This is a genomic window from Paenibacillus sp. FSL R5-0744 (assembly GCF_037972555.1).
Taxonomy (GTDB): domain Bacteria; phylum Bacillota; class Bacilli; order Paenibacillales; family Paenibacillaceae; genus Paenibacillus_AQ.
Map to the genome: position 1 here is coordinate 2,726,053 of NZ_CP150228.1, position 13,969 is coordinate 2,740,021.

13 protein-coding genes are annotated in these 13,969 nt (G+C 44.5%); 12 read left to right on the plus strand and 1 reads right to left on the minus strand.

Going from position 1 to position 13,969, the window contains the following annotated elements:
* Window positions 1-83: 83 nt before the first annotated feature.
* The 4 genes from dapF to MKY19_RS11805 all read left to right on the plus strand — a co-directional run bounded on the left by dapF (window position 84) and on the right by MKY19_RS11805 (window position 5,046).
* Complete coding sequence (gene dapF, locus MKY19_RS11790; RefSeq protein ID WP_149644183.1) at window positions 84-920, plus strand: diaminopimelate epimerase; 837 nt, start codon at window positions 84-86, stop codon at window positions 918-920.
* 141 nt (window positions 921-1,061) lie between these two features.
* A complete protein-coding gene (locus MKY19_RS11795) occupies window positions 1,062-2,723 on the plus strand; it encodes a spore germination protein (protein ID WP_339802970.1) in 1,662 nt (553 codons plus the stop codon).
* Window positions 2,713-3,927 carry a Ger(x)C family spore germination protein gene (locus MKY19_RS11800; RefSeq protein WP_076282920.1) on the plus strand — a complete coding sequence of 405 codons (1,215 nt, stop codon included), beginning with the start codon at window positions 2,713-2,715 and terminating at the stop codon, window positions 3,925-3,927. The genes MKY19_RS11795 and MKY19_RS11800 overlap by 11 nt, the downstream gene beginning before the upstream one ends.
* 18 nt (window positions 3,928-3,945) lie before the next feature.
* Window positions 3,946-5,046 (plus strand): GerAB/ArcD/ProY family transporter, encoded by a 1,101-nt coding sequence (locus tag MKY19_RS11805; protein WP_339802973.1) that lies wholly within the window; start codon window positions 3,946-3,948, stop codon window positions 5,044-5,046.
* On the opposite strand, the gene MKY19_RS11810 is transcribed toward MKY19_RS11805, so the two are convergent.
* Complete coding sequence (locus MKY19_RS11810) at window positions 5,019-5,276, minus strand: hypothetical protein (RefSeq protein WP_143759425.1); 258 nt, start codon at window positions 5,274-5,276, stop codon at window positions 5,019-5,021. The two genes, MKY19_RS11805 and MKY19_RS11810, sit on opposite strands and share 28 nt — an antisense overlap.
* A 171-nt stretch (window positions 5,277-5,447) precedes the next feature.
* On the opposite strand from MKY19_RS11810, the gene MKY19_RS11815 reads away from it, so the two are divergent.
* The 8 genes from MKY19_RS11815 (at window position 5,448) to def (ending at window position 13,968) form a co-directional block, all read left to right on the plus strand.
* Window positions 5,448-7,319, plus strand: coding sequence for a bifunctional homocysteine S-methyltransferase/methylenetetrahydrofolate reductase (locus MKY19_RS11815; RefSeq protein WP_339802978.1), 1,872 nt, complete (start codon window positions 5,448-5,450; stop codon window positions 7,317-7,319).
* 38 nt (window positions 7,320-7,357) lie between these two features.
* On the plus strand, window positions 7,358-8,251 hold the full coding sequence (locus MKY19_RS11820; protein WP_042187381.1) for a YicC/YloC family endoribonuclease: 894 nt from the start codon (window positions 7,358-7,360) through the stop codon (window positions 8,249-8,251).
* Window positions 8,252-8,299: 48 nt separating this feature from the next.
* Window positions 8,300-8,560: a DUF370 domain-containing protein gene (locus tag MKY19_RS11825; protein WP_006209218.1), complete on the plus strand. Its 261-nt coding sequence runs from the start codon at window positions 8,300-8,302 to the stop codon at window positions 8,558-8,560.
* A 19-nt stretch (window positions 8,561-8,579) separates the two neighbouring features.
* A complete protein-coding gene (gene gmk / locus MKY19_RS11830; RefSeq protein ID WP_076282916.1) occupies window positions 8,580-9,149 on the plus strand; it encodes a guanylate kinase in 570 nt (189 codons plus the stop codon).
* 52 nt (window positions 9,150-9,201) lie between these two features.
* Window positions 9,202-9,402, plus strand: coding sequence for a DNA-directed RNA polymerase subunit omega (gene rpoZ / locus MKY19_RS11835; RefSeq protein ID WP_036686188.1), 201 nt, complete (start codon window positions 9,202-9,204; stop codon window positions 9,400-9,402).
* Between the two features lie 229 nt (window positions 9,403-9,631).
* A complete protein-coding gene (gene coaBC / locus MKY19_RS11840; protein WP_339802983.1) occupies window positions 9,632-10,867 on the plus strand; it encodes a bifunctional phosphopantothenoylcysteine decarboxylase/phosphopantothenate--cysteine ligase CoaBC in 1,236 nt (411 codons plus the stop codon).
* The gene (gene priA, locus MKY19_RS11845) at window positions 10,867-13,398 is read left to right on the plus strand and encodes a primosomal protein N' (protein ID WP_339802986.1); all 2,532 of its coding nucleotides are present in this window, start codon (window positions 10,867-10,869) and stop codon (window positions 13,396-13,398) included. Before coaBC ends, priA begins: the two co-directional genes overlap by 1 nt.
* Window positions 13,399-13,482: 84 nt before the next feature.
* Window positions 13,483-13,968 carry a peptide deformylase gene (gene def / locus MKY19_RS11850; protein WP_042126884.1) on the plus strand — a complete coding sequence of 162 codons (486 nt, stop codon included), beginning with the start codon at window positions 13,483-13,485 and terminating at the stop codon, window positions 13,966-13,968.
* Window position 13,969 lies beyond the last annotated feature (1 nt).

Below are 13,969 nucleotides of genomic sequence, written 5' to 3' on the forward strand. Positions count from 1 at the left end.
GTAACGCTCCATTCCTAAAGGTATACTTGTTGCAGTTAATAGCTCGTATCTAACTTAACATAACCTTTAGGAGTGGACTTTCAATGGAATTCACAAAAATGCACGGCCTAGGCAATGACTTCATCGTAGTTTTCGGCGAGCAAGAGCTACCAAGCAATGCAGCAGATCTTGCTGTAACGTTATGCAATCGATTCTTCGGAATTGGAGCGGACGGACTTGTATACATCCTTCCGTCTGAACGCGGCGATTACATGATGCGCATTATGAACTCTGATGGCTCGGAAGCAGAGCAGTGCGGAAATGCCATTCGCTGTGTATCCAAATATGTCTACGACCATGGCCTGGTAAACTCCGAGCAGATTGTTATTGAAACGATTGGTGCCGGAGAACAAAAGGTTACCTTGAATGTAAAAGACGGTGTAGTGGAAACTGTAACGGTTGATATGGGTGAACCTGTATTGTCCGGTCTTCAAATTCCGGTAGCTATTGATGCAGAACCCGTGCTCTCAGAGCGGATTGAATCGGATGGAACCGAATTTAAGTTTACTGCAGTATCTATGGGTAATCCTCATTGCGTTATTTATGTAGAAGATGCCGTATCTTTCGATCTTGCGACATGGGGACCTAAGCTAGAGGTACATCCATTGTTCCCGAGAAAGGTAAACGTCGAGTTCGCGACGGTTCTGGATCGAGGCAGAGTAGATATGCGGGTATGGGAACGCGGAGCTGGACCAACACTTGCTTGTGGGACTGGAGCTTGCGCAACTTTAGTATCTTCTGTGCTAAATGGTCTGACGGACCGAGCAGCTTGGATTAGTCTAAAGGGTGGCGATCTGTTCATTGAATGGAATGAAGAGGATAACCATGTGTATATGACAGGTCCTGCTGAGGTTGCATTCACAGGTAGTGTAGCCATTTAGAAAAATACTTAAGAAGGCAGCCCAAGAGAATCTCTTGGGCTGCCTTTTTGTGTTTCCACATCCTTGCGACTTTATTTAGCCGAATAATGGAAGGGATAACCGAGAATAATACCCCTAAGATTGAAAAAAGGGGGGACCTTGTTGAACATAAACGGGATAAACAGAAGAAACAAATCCGCTAAGGAACAACAAGGAGCCTCAGGTCATGAAGATACTCGAATTCCGAGGCTTACCGATGATTTGGACCAAACGCTCGACCAAATAGATAATGAGTTGGGTCATAGTCCTGATCTCAAAATTCGTCAGGTAAAGATCGGAGGTGAGAGCCCCGTTCAAGCAGCAGCAATTCATCTTAATGGTCTTGTCAACAAGGAAACGGTCGATGAATTCGTAATCGGTTCGTTACTCGGAATTACAGACGAAATGCTCAAAGAGAACATCTCTGCAACAAATGATCTTAAGGAATTCGTATTGAACCGTGCTTTGGAAATAGGTCAAGCACAGCTGCAAGAGGAGTGGAATGAGGTTCTACTGGCGATCCTTTCTGGCAAAACGGTCATTCTGATTGAAGGTTATGACAGTGCAATTGTGTGTGAGACCGAGGGAGGAGAAGCTCGCTCCGTCAGCGAGCCATCCACCCAGCTAGTCGTGCGAGGCCCAAAGGATAGTTTTGTTGAATCTGTAGCTACGAACATTTCCTTGATTCGGAGAAGAATTAAGTCTTCTAAGCTAAGACTAGAACATTTAAAGATCGGAAAGGTAACTCACACAGATGTGGCCCTCATGTACATTAAAGACAATGCAGACGAGAAGTTGGTAGAAGAGGTGAGAAATCGGCTACAACAGATTAATGTCGATGCCATCATGGAATCAGGTTATATCGAAGAGCTGATTCAGGATAAAACCTTCACACCTTTTCCAACCATTAATAATAGTGAACGGCCTGACGTTGCAGCGACGAACCTATTAGAGGGTAGGGTTGTGATCATTATAGATGGCACCCCGTTTGTATTGATTTTGCCTGCGGTATTTACACTGTTTTTTCAGTCTGCCTCGGATTATGCTCAAAGGTTCGATATTACAATTCTCATGCGTCTTGTTCGATATATCAGTTTTATTGTACTAATTCTTGGGCCTTCCGTTTATATAGCGTTAACCACTTACCATTATGAGATGATTCCTACAACCCTGTTAATCAATCTATTATCACAACGTGAAAATGTACCTTTTCCTGCTTTTGTGGAGGCACTCCTGATGGAGGGAGCGTTCGAGATCATTAGAGAAGCTGGAGTAAGGATGCCGCGTGCAGTGGGACAGACTGTATCCGTTGTAGGGGCGCTTATTTTGGGTCAGGCAGTAGTGGAAGCAGGAATTATCACACCGGTTATGGTTATTGTAGTAGCGCTGACAGGGATTGCGAGCTTTGCTATACCTGCGTATAACATGGCGATATCAGGAAGAATTATCCGTTTCGGATTTTTAGTGCTGGCCGGTATGTTTGGTTTTTATGGGATTACTTTAGGCTTAATTGTTTTGCTTGCACATATGAATAGTCTGCGTTCATTCGGTGTCCCTTATCTATCCCCTATTGTGCCTATATCCTCACATGGTCAAAAAGATGCGTTCTTAAGACTGCCCTTATGGGCTTTGAGAACGGAGCGAGTTTCTACAACAAAGAGGCAAGAAGGCATTTCGGAAGGAAAGAAGATCTCAACAGGACATGAACAGAATGTTTCTCCTAAAATCCTTGAAAAATCTACTGGGGCAGAGCATCCAAAAAAAGGAGCGCAGGATGAAGAGTAATCGCACTATTTTTATTGGGGTTGTCCTGCTATGTTTATTGATATTTCTCAGTCTTACAGGCTGCTGGGACAGTGTGGAGTTAAATAGAAGGGCAATCGTTTCTGGAGTGGCTATTGATAGAGGTCCTACAGATGAGGAAAAATATGTATTATCTTTTCAGATTATAATTGCTGACGAAATCTCTGGCGAGAACGCCAGAGGTACTTCGCCAGTCGTAGTATATAAAGGCAGTGGACGTACAATGTTTGAAGCGTTGGCTAATGCCTCGCGTCAGACTGCGCGTTTCTTGTCCTTAGGACATATCCGAGTGATCGTTATTTCGGAGAAGTTTGCTCGCGAAGGTATCAAAGATATGATGGATGTCCTAGAAAGAGAGAGTGAAACTAGGCTAAGCAGTTTTATTTTTATATCAAAGGGACAGCCGGCGGTAGATAGTATGACGACCATGACTACGTTTGGCAAAATACCCGCCAATGATCTAGTGGAGAAGCTGCAGACGACCTCTAAACAGTATGGATATAATTACCGGATGGAAGTAGACGATATAATTCGTGGTATTCAAATTCCAGGTGGTGGGCCTATCGTCAATGGGGTAATGGTAACAGGCGAATTGGACAAAAAAGATAATAACGACAGTTTGAAAAATATAGATCCTGAGGCCATTCTTAGAGTTACAGACTTCGCTGCATTTAAAGAGGACAAGCTGAAAGGCTGGCTACGAGGTGATGAAGCTATAGGCACTGCCCTGCTAAAGAATAAAATTACACAAATTCCAGTAGTGGTTTCGATTGGTGAGGATGAATATGTAGCGTTCATCGTGTATTTATCTCAGGTACATATTCATGCTGATGCGAAGGACGCGGAGCATCCGGTAATCACAATAAATATCACTGAGCAGGCAGGTTTGAAAGAATCGCCTAATGCTTTGGATTTGACAGATCCCAAGGTCTTAAATAATCTTTCGGAACTTCTAGAACAGAGTATCAATGATAAGTTACATGCAGCTGTCTCAGCAGCTCGTTCGTTAAAAAGCGATTATCTTGGATTTGGTGAAGTTGTAGAACGAGAGAATCCGCGGGGGTGGAAGCAAGTAAAAGATCATTGGGATAGCATATTTGCAACCTGTGAGATCAAGTTTAATGTGGATATAGTTATTCGGCATACCGACATGCGGAGTGATTCCTTTCAGTCCAAAAAGAAATGATAATTTAGGAGGGCAGCTATGGGAAATATAAAAATAGGACTACTTCAATTTTTCACCCTGACAGTGTTGTTTGAACTGGGGACGGCGCTGGTAGTGAATCTTGGAATGGAGTCTGATAAGGATGCTTGGATTTCCATATTGCTGGGGAATTTGATAGGATTAATTGTTTTTGCAGGATATGCCTATCTTTATAGAAAGTTTCCGAATCTGCCCCTTACGACATATATCCGGCAACTATTTGGTAAATATGTGGGTTCGTTGATATCCATAGCTTATATCGTGATATTTCTTAATTTGGCTGGTCGTGATCTGCGAGATGGTAGCTCTATGCTAGTTATGGCTACTATGCACAGGACGCCGTTATTCATTGTAGCGATGTTAATGGTATTATCTAGTGCTTATGTATTGCATAAAGGAGTAGAAGTGCTGTCCCGAACTTCGTTGGTGTTTGCGGTGATTGTGATATTAATCGGTTTATTTTGTTCGAGCATGTTAATGTTCTCGGGCTCCATTAATTTGAACCGTTTGCTCCCTGTTTTTGAGAATGGAATTAAGCCAATTGTTTCTTCTGTTTTACATCAAAACTACATTTTCCCTTTTGGTGAAATGATCTGTTTTACTATGCTTATGCCCTATCTGAATAACGTTAAAAAAGGTCCTTGGGTAATCGCAGCGGGCATATTTGTATCAGGTATACTGTTAAGTATGACCATGGCCTTAAATATATCGGTGCTTGGTACAGATATTGTCAGGCGTTCTCCGTTCCCCTTAATGCCTACGATCAGTAAGATCTCTATCTCCGATTTTATTCAACGTGTGGATATTCTAATTGTCATGGTGCTAATAATCGGTGTTTTTTTCAAATTGTCTGTTTTTTTTGCAGCAGCACTTATTGGGATTTCAGAATTGTTCAAGATTCCTTACCGAAGAATGGTGTATCCGGTAGCTCTAATAATCCTGTTCAGTTCGATGCTGAATGCCCGAAGCTTCACAGAACATATTGAAGAGGGAGGGAAACTGCTATACACGGTCTTTCCCTTCTTTATGGTGTTGATTCCATTGCTCCTAATTATTATTACAGCGATAAGAAGTCACAGTTCCCCTCCTCGTTCTGGTTGATGCCCCGTCTTCCAGGCTAGGATATCGGGAATAATCAGGCATAGCAATAAAATACAAGCAGCGACTTTCTCAGAGGGGGTATATAGCAAGTAATTTAGAATATAACCGATATTGCCCAGACCATATCCGTACATCCAATCTCCCAAATACAGAAATAATAAGCAGAGAATGCATAAGAGTAGAATTACCGTGTATTTTCGGATCAGAAACTTTCTTGTTTTTTTCTTCACTTAAATACCCCTTTATTGTTTTTAACGTTAGTATGAGGCTTTTAATACTTGATCATTCATACCACTGGGGGGTTGATTGCTTTTCTTATGAAAGCTTATCATCCATAGCGATTTATGTTACATTAGTATGAAACTAAAGTAGAACCTAATGTGACAGGGGAGGATCTTGCAGTGAAGCCGGATTTACGTTCCGCATGGGGAAACAAAGTATTGGTCGGAGACGGAGCGATGGGTACCTATTTATATCAGAAGGGTTTCCCTGTCGGCATTTCCTACGAAGAATTAAATTTGACCTCTCCGGGGGTTATCGAAGATGTCCATCGCAGCTATATCGATGCAGGAGCAGTGCTGCTAGAAAGCAACACCTTCTCAGCGAATTTTGACAGGCTGTCCAAATATGGTTTGGAGTCCAAGGTTGAAGAAATTAATCGCGCCGGAGTAAGAATCGCTCGTAAAGCTGCTGGAGATACAGGCTATGTATTAGGTGCTGTAGGCTCTATTCGCGCCGGTAAGCGTGCAAATCTCTCATCGACAGAGTTGAAGAGGTATTTTACACAGCAGATTACAGCTTTGTTAGAAGAAGAAGTAGACGGCGTTATGCTAGAAACCTTTTACGATGTCGAGGAACTGCATCTTGCGCTAAGAACAGTACGTAAACATAGTACTCTCCCAGTCATTTGCCAATTTGCTGTGGATGAATCGGCACGTACATTAGATGGATTGACGTTACCAGAGGCTTTCCGGATCTTAGAAGGTGATGGAGCGGATATCATCGGATTTAACTGTAATACTGGCCCAAACGGGATTAAGAGAGCACTAAAAGCGGTACAAGGCAATCTTATTCTGCCTACCTCGGTCTATCCGAATGCGGGCGTTGCGGATTATGTAGATGGAGAATATCGGTATGGAGCCTCACCGGAATATTTCGGACAAATGGCAGTTACTTTTGCAGAAATGGGTTGCAGAATTATTGGGGGCTGCTGTGGTACTACTCCTCAGCATATTGCTGAAATTTCTTCCGCATTGAAAGATTACGTACCTCAGCCACTTCCAGAACCGTCGCCTCCGACTGTGGAGCGTGTATCTCTGCAAGAGCATTTTGGCGAAGATGAGGGAAGAGATGGCAGAGAGCCGAACCTGGTTGATCTAGTAAAGGAACGCCATACGGTGATTGTTGAGCTTGATCCACCCCGTGATTTGGACATCGCCAAGTTTATGCAGGGCGCGGAAGCACTGAGAAGAGCGGGTGCGGATGCGTTGACACTCGCCGATAACTCACTGGCGGTTACACGGATGAGCAATATGGCTTTGGGCCATTTAGTGCACGCTAAAACTGGACTTCGTCCACTAGTGCATATTGCTTGTCGCGATCGTAATCTGATTGGTACTCAATCACATTTGATGGGTTTTGATGCGCTAGGAATTGATCATGTGTTAGCGGTGACTGGTGATCCAGCGAAATTCGGAGATCTTCCCGGCTCAAGTTCGGTTTACGACTTAACCTCTTTTGAGATTATTCGTATGATTAAGCAGTTAAATGATGGCATTTCCTTCTCAGGTAAACCTTTGAAGCAGAAAGCAAATTTTGTTATCGGTGCTGCCTTTAACCCGAATGTGAAACATTTAGATAAGGCCGTACAGCGACTGGAGAAGAAAATTGCCTCTGGTGCAGATTATATTATGACTCAGCCTGTCTATGATCAGCAGCTTATCGTAAAGATCGCTGAGGCAACTGCACATCTGGATATTCCCGTGTTTATTGGTGTGATGCCACTGGCTAGTGGGCGTAATGCAGAGTTCCTGCATAACGAGGTTCCGGGAATCCAGCTTACGGATGATGTCCGGAATCGCATGAAGGGACTTGAAGGAGAAGCAGGAAGAGCTGAAGGGGTCGCCATCGCCAAGGAATTGCTAGATGTAGCTACAGCCCATTTTAATGGGATCTATTTAATGACACCTTTCATGTTCTATGATATGAGCGCACAGCTGATCGAGTATGTATGGGAGAAATCAGGACGTAAATTGTCCCCCTTGTTTCGCTAGTAATAATCAATTACAATAGTGTAATGGATGTGATTCCGTTGTCATTTAGCATGACCGGATACGGTCAATCGTCCCTGCAATTCGGCGGCTACAAGATTATGTTCGAAGTGAAATCGGTGAATCACCGGTACTGCGAAGTTGTACTGCGGATGCCCCGGGATTGGACGGGTTATGAGGATGTGCTGAGAAGAAAGGTTCAGCAGCACGTCAAACGGGGAAGGATAGATGTTACCATCAATAGAGAGCACGATGAGTCGTCTTCCGGACCGGTTCTGAATCGCTCTACTGTCATGACTTATCTTAAGGCAGCAGATCAGCTTAAGAACGAGTATGGTTTGTCCGGTGAGTTGACTCTACGTGATATACTTTCTATACCCGGTATTATGGAAAGCAAAGATGAGGCTGCGGGTGCCGTGTCCGCGGCCTTAGAAGACTACTCTGAAATGTTGGAGACGGGACTTGAGCAGAGTTTGCAGTCTCTGCTAGAGATGCGCGCCCGTGAAGGCAGTTTTCTAGCCGCTGATATTGAACAGCGTCTCAATCATCTCGAATCCATGCATGCTGAAATGGTCGAACTTGCACCTGTTGTAATCATTGAATATCGTGACAAGCTTCGTCATCGATTAAATGAGTTAAATGATGGGACGTTCGCTTTTGATGAGCATAAATTCGGGATGGAAATCGCTATTTTTGCAGATCGCTGTAATATTGATGAAGAGTTGACCCGGTTGTATAGTCATTTCGAACAATGCAGAACCCTCCTGAAGGGGAAAGGACCGGTAGGACGCAAGCTGGATTTTCTCATTCAGGAGATGAACCGGGAGACGAATACAATCGGATCGAAATGTAATCATTTAACACTCGTGGGTCTTGTGCTAGACATGAAAGCTGAGCTGGAGAAGATTCGCGAACAAGCGGCAAACATAGAGTAACCGGGAACAGGCAATAGCATAGAACTTTATGGGGGGAACTACCGGAACATGGCAATCAAACTTATCAACATTGGCTTTGGGAATATTGTGTCCGCCAATCGCATTATTTCCATCGTCAGTCCGGAATCTGCACCAATCAAACGCATTATCCAGGAGGCTCGAGATCGACATATGTTGATCGACGCCACCTATGGCCGACGGACTCGTGCCGTAATCATTACAGATAGTGATCATGTCATTCTGTCGGCTGTACAGCCGGAGACTGTAGCGCATCGCTTATCCAGTAAAGATGACGACAACGACGAATAACAACTAAATGGAGTGTATTATGTCAAAAGGATTGCTCATCATATTATCCGGACCTTCCGGCGTGGGTAAAGGTACTGTATGTACTGCGCTACGACCGAAGATGCCCGAACTTGTCTACTCAGTTTCTGCTACTACTCGCAGTCCGCGTGCGGGTGAGGAAGACGGCGTGAATTATTTTTTCAAAAGCAAAGAGGAGTTTTCGGCTATGATAGAAGCCGATCAACTGCTTGAATATGCGGAGTACGTAGGTAATTTTTACGGTACTCCACGTGATTTTGTAGAGAGAACTCTCAATAGCGGCAAAGATATTATTCTCGAAATTGAGGTTCAGGGAGCTCTCAAAGTTAAAGAAAAATTTCCTGAAGGTATTTTTGTGTTCCTTCTTCCACCTTCTATGGATGAGCTGAAGGACCGCATACGCGGACGGGGTACGGAACATCCAGATGTGATCGATCACCGCATGACTGTAGCGGAGGATGAGATTAATCTAATGCAGCATTATGATTATGCTGTTGTAAATGATGAGATTGATTTGGCCTGTAAGAGAATAGAAAGCATTATTATCGCCGAACATTGTAAAGTTAGATAATGAATGCTGCAAGGCTGAAGGTATTACCAGTAAACTATGAAGAGGTGTCCCTGTGCTATATCCATCAATTGATGAAATGATGACCAAGGTTGACAGTAAGTATTCGCTCGTTGTAGCCGCAGCACGTCGTGCTAGACAATTGCGTGAGGGTGGCAAGACAGATGTGAAGAACCCTAGATCGCATAAATTCGTCGGTGTTGCTCTTGAAGAAATTTACGAAGATCGCATTACACTTACCCGTGGTGAAGAGTAGTCTCAAGTCTATTTAGATATGACCTTTTGTAGAAACGGATACCGCCTATTTGTTATTAGGCGATGCCGTTTCTTCTTGGGTTATGGAGCAATTATGGGTCTTTAATGAATGCTGATAGCCCAAGACCGGGCTGTTTCTGACAACCGGAAGGTTGTTATTTTTTTCTCAAAATATAAGAAGTTTAAGAAATAGATCATTCGTTGTAAGAGAAGGGAACAGGGGGGAGATCATGTTGAAGAGCTTGAAGGGGAAGACTATTTTACTTGGGATTACAGGGGGAATTGCCGCTTACAAAGCAGCAGCCCTGACCAGTAAGCTTGTCCAAAAAGGAGCCGAGGTTCATGTCATTATGACAGCTTCGGCAAAGCAGTTCATTACAGAATTAACTCTACAGTCACTGTCGAAGCAACGAGTATATAGCGATACATTCCAGGAACGGGATCCATCCTCCATCTCGCATATTGATTTGGCTGATTCGGCGGACCTTGTGATAGTAGCACCAGCAACTGCAAATATTATTGCTAAAATGGCGCACGGAATTGCGGATGATATGTTATCCACAACGTTACTCGCTACTACTGCACCTATAATGGTGGCACCGGCTATGAATGTTCATATGTATCAGCATCCCGCTGTACTTAGCAATTTGGATACCCTCGCTAAACGAGGTATTCAGTTTATTGAGCCTGGAGAAGGTCTGCTGGCATGTGGTTACGTGGGTAAAGGACGTTTAGAGGAACCGGAGACTATTGTAAGTTATGTTGAGGATTTTTTTGCGTTGCAAGAAAGTGTGAAGTCTAGTCCCCTCAAGGGTAAAAAGATCGTCATCACAGCTGGTGGTACAGTAGAACGGATTGATCCGGTACGCTATATCTCCAATGATTCCTCCGGTAAGATGGGTTTTGCATTGGCACGTGCTGCACGTGCAATGGGTGCTGAGGTTACCTTGATTGCTGCGCGAACAGATGAAGCGCCTCCGCAGGACCCGGATATGAATGTCATTCGTGTTCAATCTGCACAAGAAATGTACGATGCGGTTACTGCGCAGTGGGATAGCTGCGATATCATGATCAAGGCGGCTGCTGTATCGGATTACCGGCCTAAGCAAAGTGAGCCATCCAAAATTAAAAAAAGTGGAGATACACTGACACTTGAGCTTATAAAAACAACGGATATTCTGGAAACGCTAGGTAAGAACAAAGACAAGCAGTTCTTGATCGGCTTTGCTGCGGAGACGGGAAACACAGAATTTTATGCAAAGGACAAGCTGGTCCGCAAAAACTGCGATCTCATTGTTGCAAACAATGTAGCGGCTGCAGGAGCCGGATTCGGATCGGATACGAATATTGTATCGATTTATGATGTAGATGGATTGGTGCTCGAATTGCCACAATTGTCTAAGGATGAGGTCGCTCGCCGCTTGCTGACGCTCGTGGCAGAGCGGATTACTGGAGCTTCATTATAATGGATATTGCCAAGGTCATTGTGGATGTGCCTGTACGCAGCACTGACCGGCCATTTGATTATAGTATTCCAGAATCACTAAAGTTATGGATTGAAGTGGGCAGCCGAGTAGCAGTACCGTTTGGACACCGCACGGTGCAAGGCTTTGTCGTTTCTCTGGAGTCAGGTGAAACAGTAGTGAATCCTGGTCTTAAGGCTATTCAAGAGGTGCTGGATTTGCTTCCACCTTTATCTCCTGAATTAGTTGAGCTAGCGGACTGGATGAGTAAAAGATATGCATGCAGACGAATTTCAGCCCTGCAAGCGATGCTGCCCACTGCTCTAAAAGGGAAGGCAGAACGACTGATTTCGCTAGGAGATGTGGAAGAAGAAGCAGCATTTTCTGATGATGAATTATTCCCTATGTTTGCAGATACAGGGAATGAGGAACGACTAATTACTGAGTTTATCGGACGTAATGGCGAAGTTTCCATGAAGCAGCTCACCCGTGCATTTCCGGAGGCTGCGGAGACGGTGAAGTTCATGCTAAGACGTGGAGTTCTTGTAGAGAGCCAATCGATTAAAGATAAAATGGGCAAGAAGAAGCTGAAAGCAGTAGATCTTGCGATAGGGATCACGGCTGCTCGTGAGGCGTTGAATAAATTCCCCAAAAAGTCCGCGCGACAGAAGGAAGTACTTAGCTTTCTGATTGAAAGGGAAGCTACACTCCCAATGGCGCTTAAGGAAGTCTTGTCTGCACTTCAAGTGACGGCAAGCACCGTGAAGGGTTTAGAGGAAAAAGGCTTTATCGAAATCAGTGAAATCGAAGTCTATCGCGACCCTTATCAAGGACGTGATTTTAAGCCTACTACGCCTCTGCCACTTACAGTAGAACAAGAGATTGTATACACACGTATTTCACGAACGTTAGAAGAACAGCTCCATGAAGTTTTTCTGTTACATGGCGTTACGGGGAGTGGTAAGACAGAAATCTATTTGCAATGTATCAAACGTTGTTTGGATCAGGGTAGACAGGCCGTAGTGCTCGTCCCAGAAATCGCATTAACGCCGCAGATGGTGGAGCGCTTTAAGGGGCGCTTCGGAAGTGGTGTCGCGGTAATGCATAGCCGATTATCTGTTGGCGAACGTTACGATGAGTGGCGCAAAATCCGTGAAGGAAAGGCTACGGTTGCCGTTGGCGCCCGTTCAGCGGTGTTTGCCCCGTTCTCTAACCTAGGTTTGATTATTATGGATGAAGAGCATGAAACCTCATATAAGCAGGAGGAAAATCCGAAATATCATGCCCGTGATGCAGCTATTCGCAGAGCCGAACAGTGTGGGGCAGCCGTGATTTTAGGCTCCGCCACGCCTTCGTTAGAAAGCTATCATGCTGCTAGAGCGCAGAGTGATATTCATTTTTCACCAGTCCTTCTAGAGATGCCTACCCGCGCGCTTGGTAACGAACTACCGAAGGTAAATGTCGTGGATATGCGGGAAGAGCTTAAAGAAGGTAATCGCTCAATGTTCAGTCGAAAGCTTCATGCTGCATTGGCTGAAAGACTGGAACGTGGAGAACAGACCGTGTTATTGCTTAACCGTAGAGGTTTCTCGACGTTTGTTATGTGCCGGAGTTGCGGATATGTAGCAGGCTGCCCCGAGTGTGATATTTCATTAACGTACCATAGTCGTAGTGACAATTTGCGTTGTCATTATTGTGGTCATGCTGAACCGGCACCTAAGCTTTGTCCAGAGTGTGGAAGTGAGCATATCCGGTTCTTCGGAACGGGGACGCAGCGGGTGGAAGAAGAGCTTGGTAAGTTGTTTCCTGGGATACGGGTGATTCGTATGGACGTGGATACAACGACAGAAAAAGGTTCGCATGAGAAGCTGCTGAATCAATTCAGAGACAAAAAAGCGGATGTTCTGCTAGGCACTCAGATGGTAGCAAAAGGTTTGGATTTTCCTGACGTAACTCTTGTTGGCGTAATTACAGCAGATTCAGCGTTGAACCTGCCCGATTTTCGTGCAGCGGAGAAGACCTTCCAATTGCTTACACAAGTTGCTGGAAGAGCAGGTCGGCATCAGCTTCCGGGTGAGGTCGTTGTTCAGTCCTATACACCAGAGCATTATTCTATTATTCATGCTAGCGGGCATGACTATCTCTCTTTTGTAAGGGAAGAGCTGAAGCATCGCAGAGGGCTACATTATCCGCCTTATTGCAGACTGATACTCGTTACATTATCCCATGAGCAGTTACCGCTACTACTCCGGATGGCAGAGAATTACGCTATGAATCTGCAGGGGAAGGCCAGAAATCTAAGATGGTATGGGAGTCTAGATAAGCTAACCACAGATGTACTAGATCTGTTAGGTCCAGTAGCTTCTCCAATCCCTCGCTTAAAGGGTAGATATAGATTCCAATGTATGATAAAATGGCGCGGCGCCATCGATGTGATAGGGCTTGTTCGACAAGTGGCTGAGGAGTTGGAGGATTCTGTACGGGATACAGGGCTCCAGATCAGCATTGATGTTGATCCGCAAATGTTGATGTAAATCGTTATCATGTTACAATGTAAAAAAAGAGCTAGATCAATAAACTCTAAATATAGAGATGTACAGAACGGGAAGGTGTTTTTAATGGCGATACGTATGATCGTTAAGGAACCGGATGAAGTGTTGCACAAAATAGCAAAAGAAGTAACTGTAGTTACACCTAATGTTAAAAAATTGTTAGATGATATGGCTGATACGATGTATGACGCTGAAGGTGTAGGGCTGGCAGCTCCACAAGTTGGTATTTTGAAGCGCCTAATTGTGGTGGATGCAGATGAAGAGCACGGGCTGATCAAAATGATTAATCCGGAAATCATCGGTACAGAAGGGGAGCAGCTAGGACCTGAAGGATGTCTTAGTATTCCCGGATTGAATGGTGATGTACGCCGTGCAGAGACAGTAACCGTGCGTGGTCTTAACCGTGAAGGAAAAGAAATTACCATTACCGGCAGTGGTTTACTTGCTCGGGCTTTTCAACATGAGATTGACCATCTAAACGGAGTACTGTTTACCGATATCGCTGAAAAAGTATACGAGATGACAGCTGAACGCAATGAGACTGAGGAGTGAG

What these genes read in the sequence shown, in the direction of transcription:
- MKY19_RS11825 (WP_006209218.1), top strand. Translation starts at nt 8,300, where the DNA reads ATGGCAATCAAACTTATCAACATTGGCTTTGGGAATATTGTGTCCGCC.
- def (WP_042126884.1), top strand. Translation starts at nt 13,483, where the DNA reads ATGGCGATACGTATGATCGTTAAGGAACCGGATGAAGTGTTGCACAAA.
- MKY19_RS11805 (WP_339802973.1), top strand. Translation starts at nt 3,946, where the DNA reads ATGGGAAATATAAAAATAGGACTACTTCAATTTTTCACCCTGACAGTG.
- MKY19_RS11800 (WP_076282920.1), top strand. Translation starts at nt 2,713, where the DNA reads ATGAAGAGTAATCGCACTATTTTTATTGGGGTTGTCCTGCTATGTTTA.
- gmk (WP_076282916.1), top strand. Translation starts at nt 8,580, where the DNA reads ATGTCAAAAGGATTGCTCATCATATTATCCGGACCTTCCGGCGTGGGT.
- priA (WP_339802986.1), top strand. Translation starts at nt 10,867, where the DNA reads ATGGATATTGCCAAGGTCATTGTGGATGTGCCTGTACGCAGCACTGAC.
- coaBC (WP_339802983.1), top strand. Translation starts at nt 9,632, where the DNA reads ATGTTGAAGAGCTTGAAGGGGAAGACTATTTTACTTGGGATTACAGGG.
- dapF (WP_149644183.1), top strand. Translation starts at nt 84, where the DNA reads ATGGAATTCACAAAAATGCACGGCCTAGGCAATGACTTCATCGTAGTT.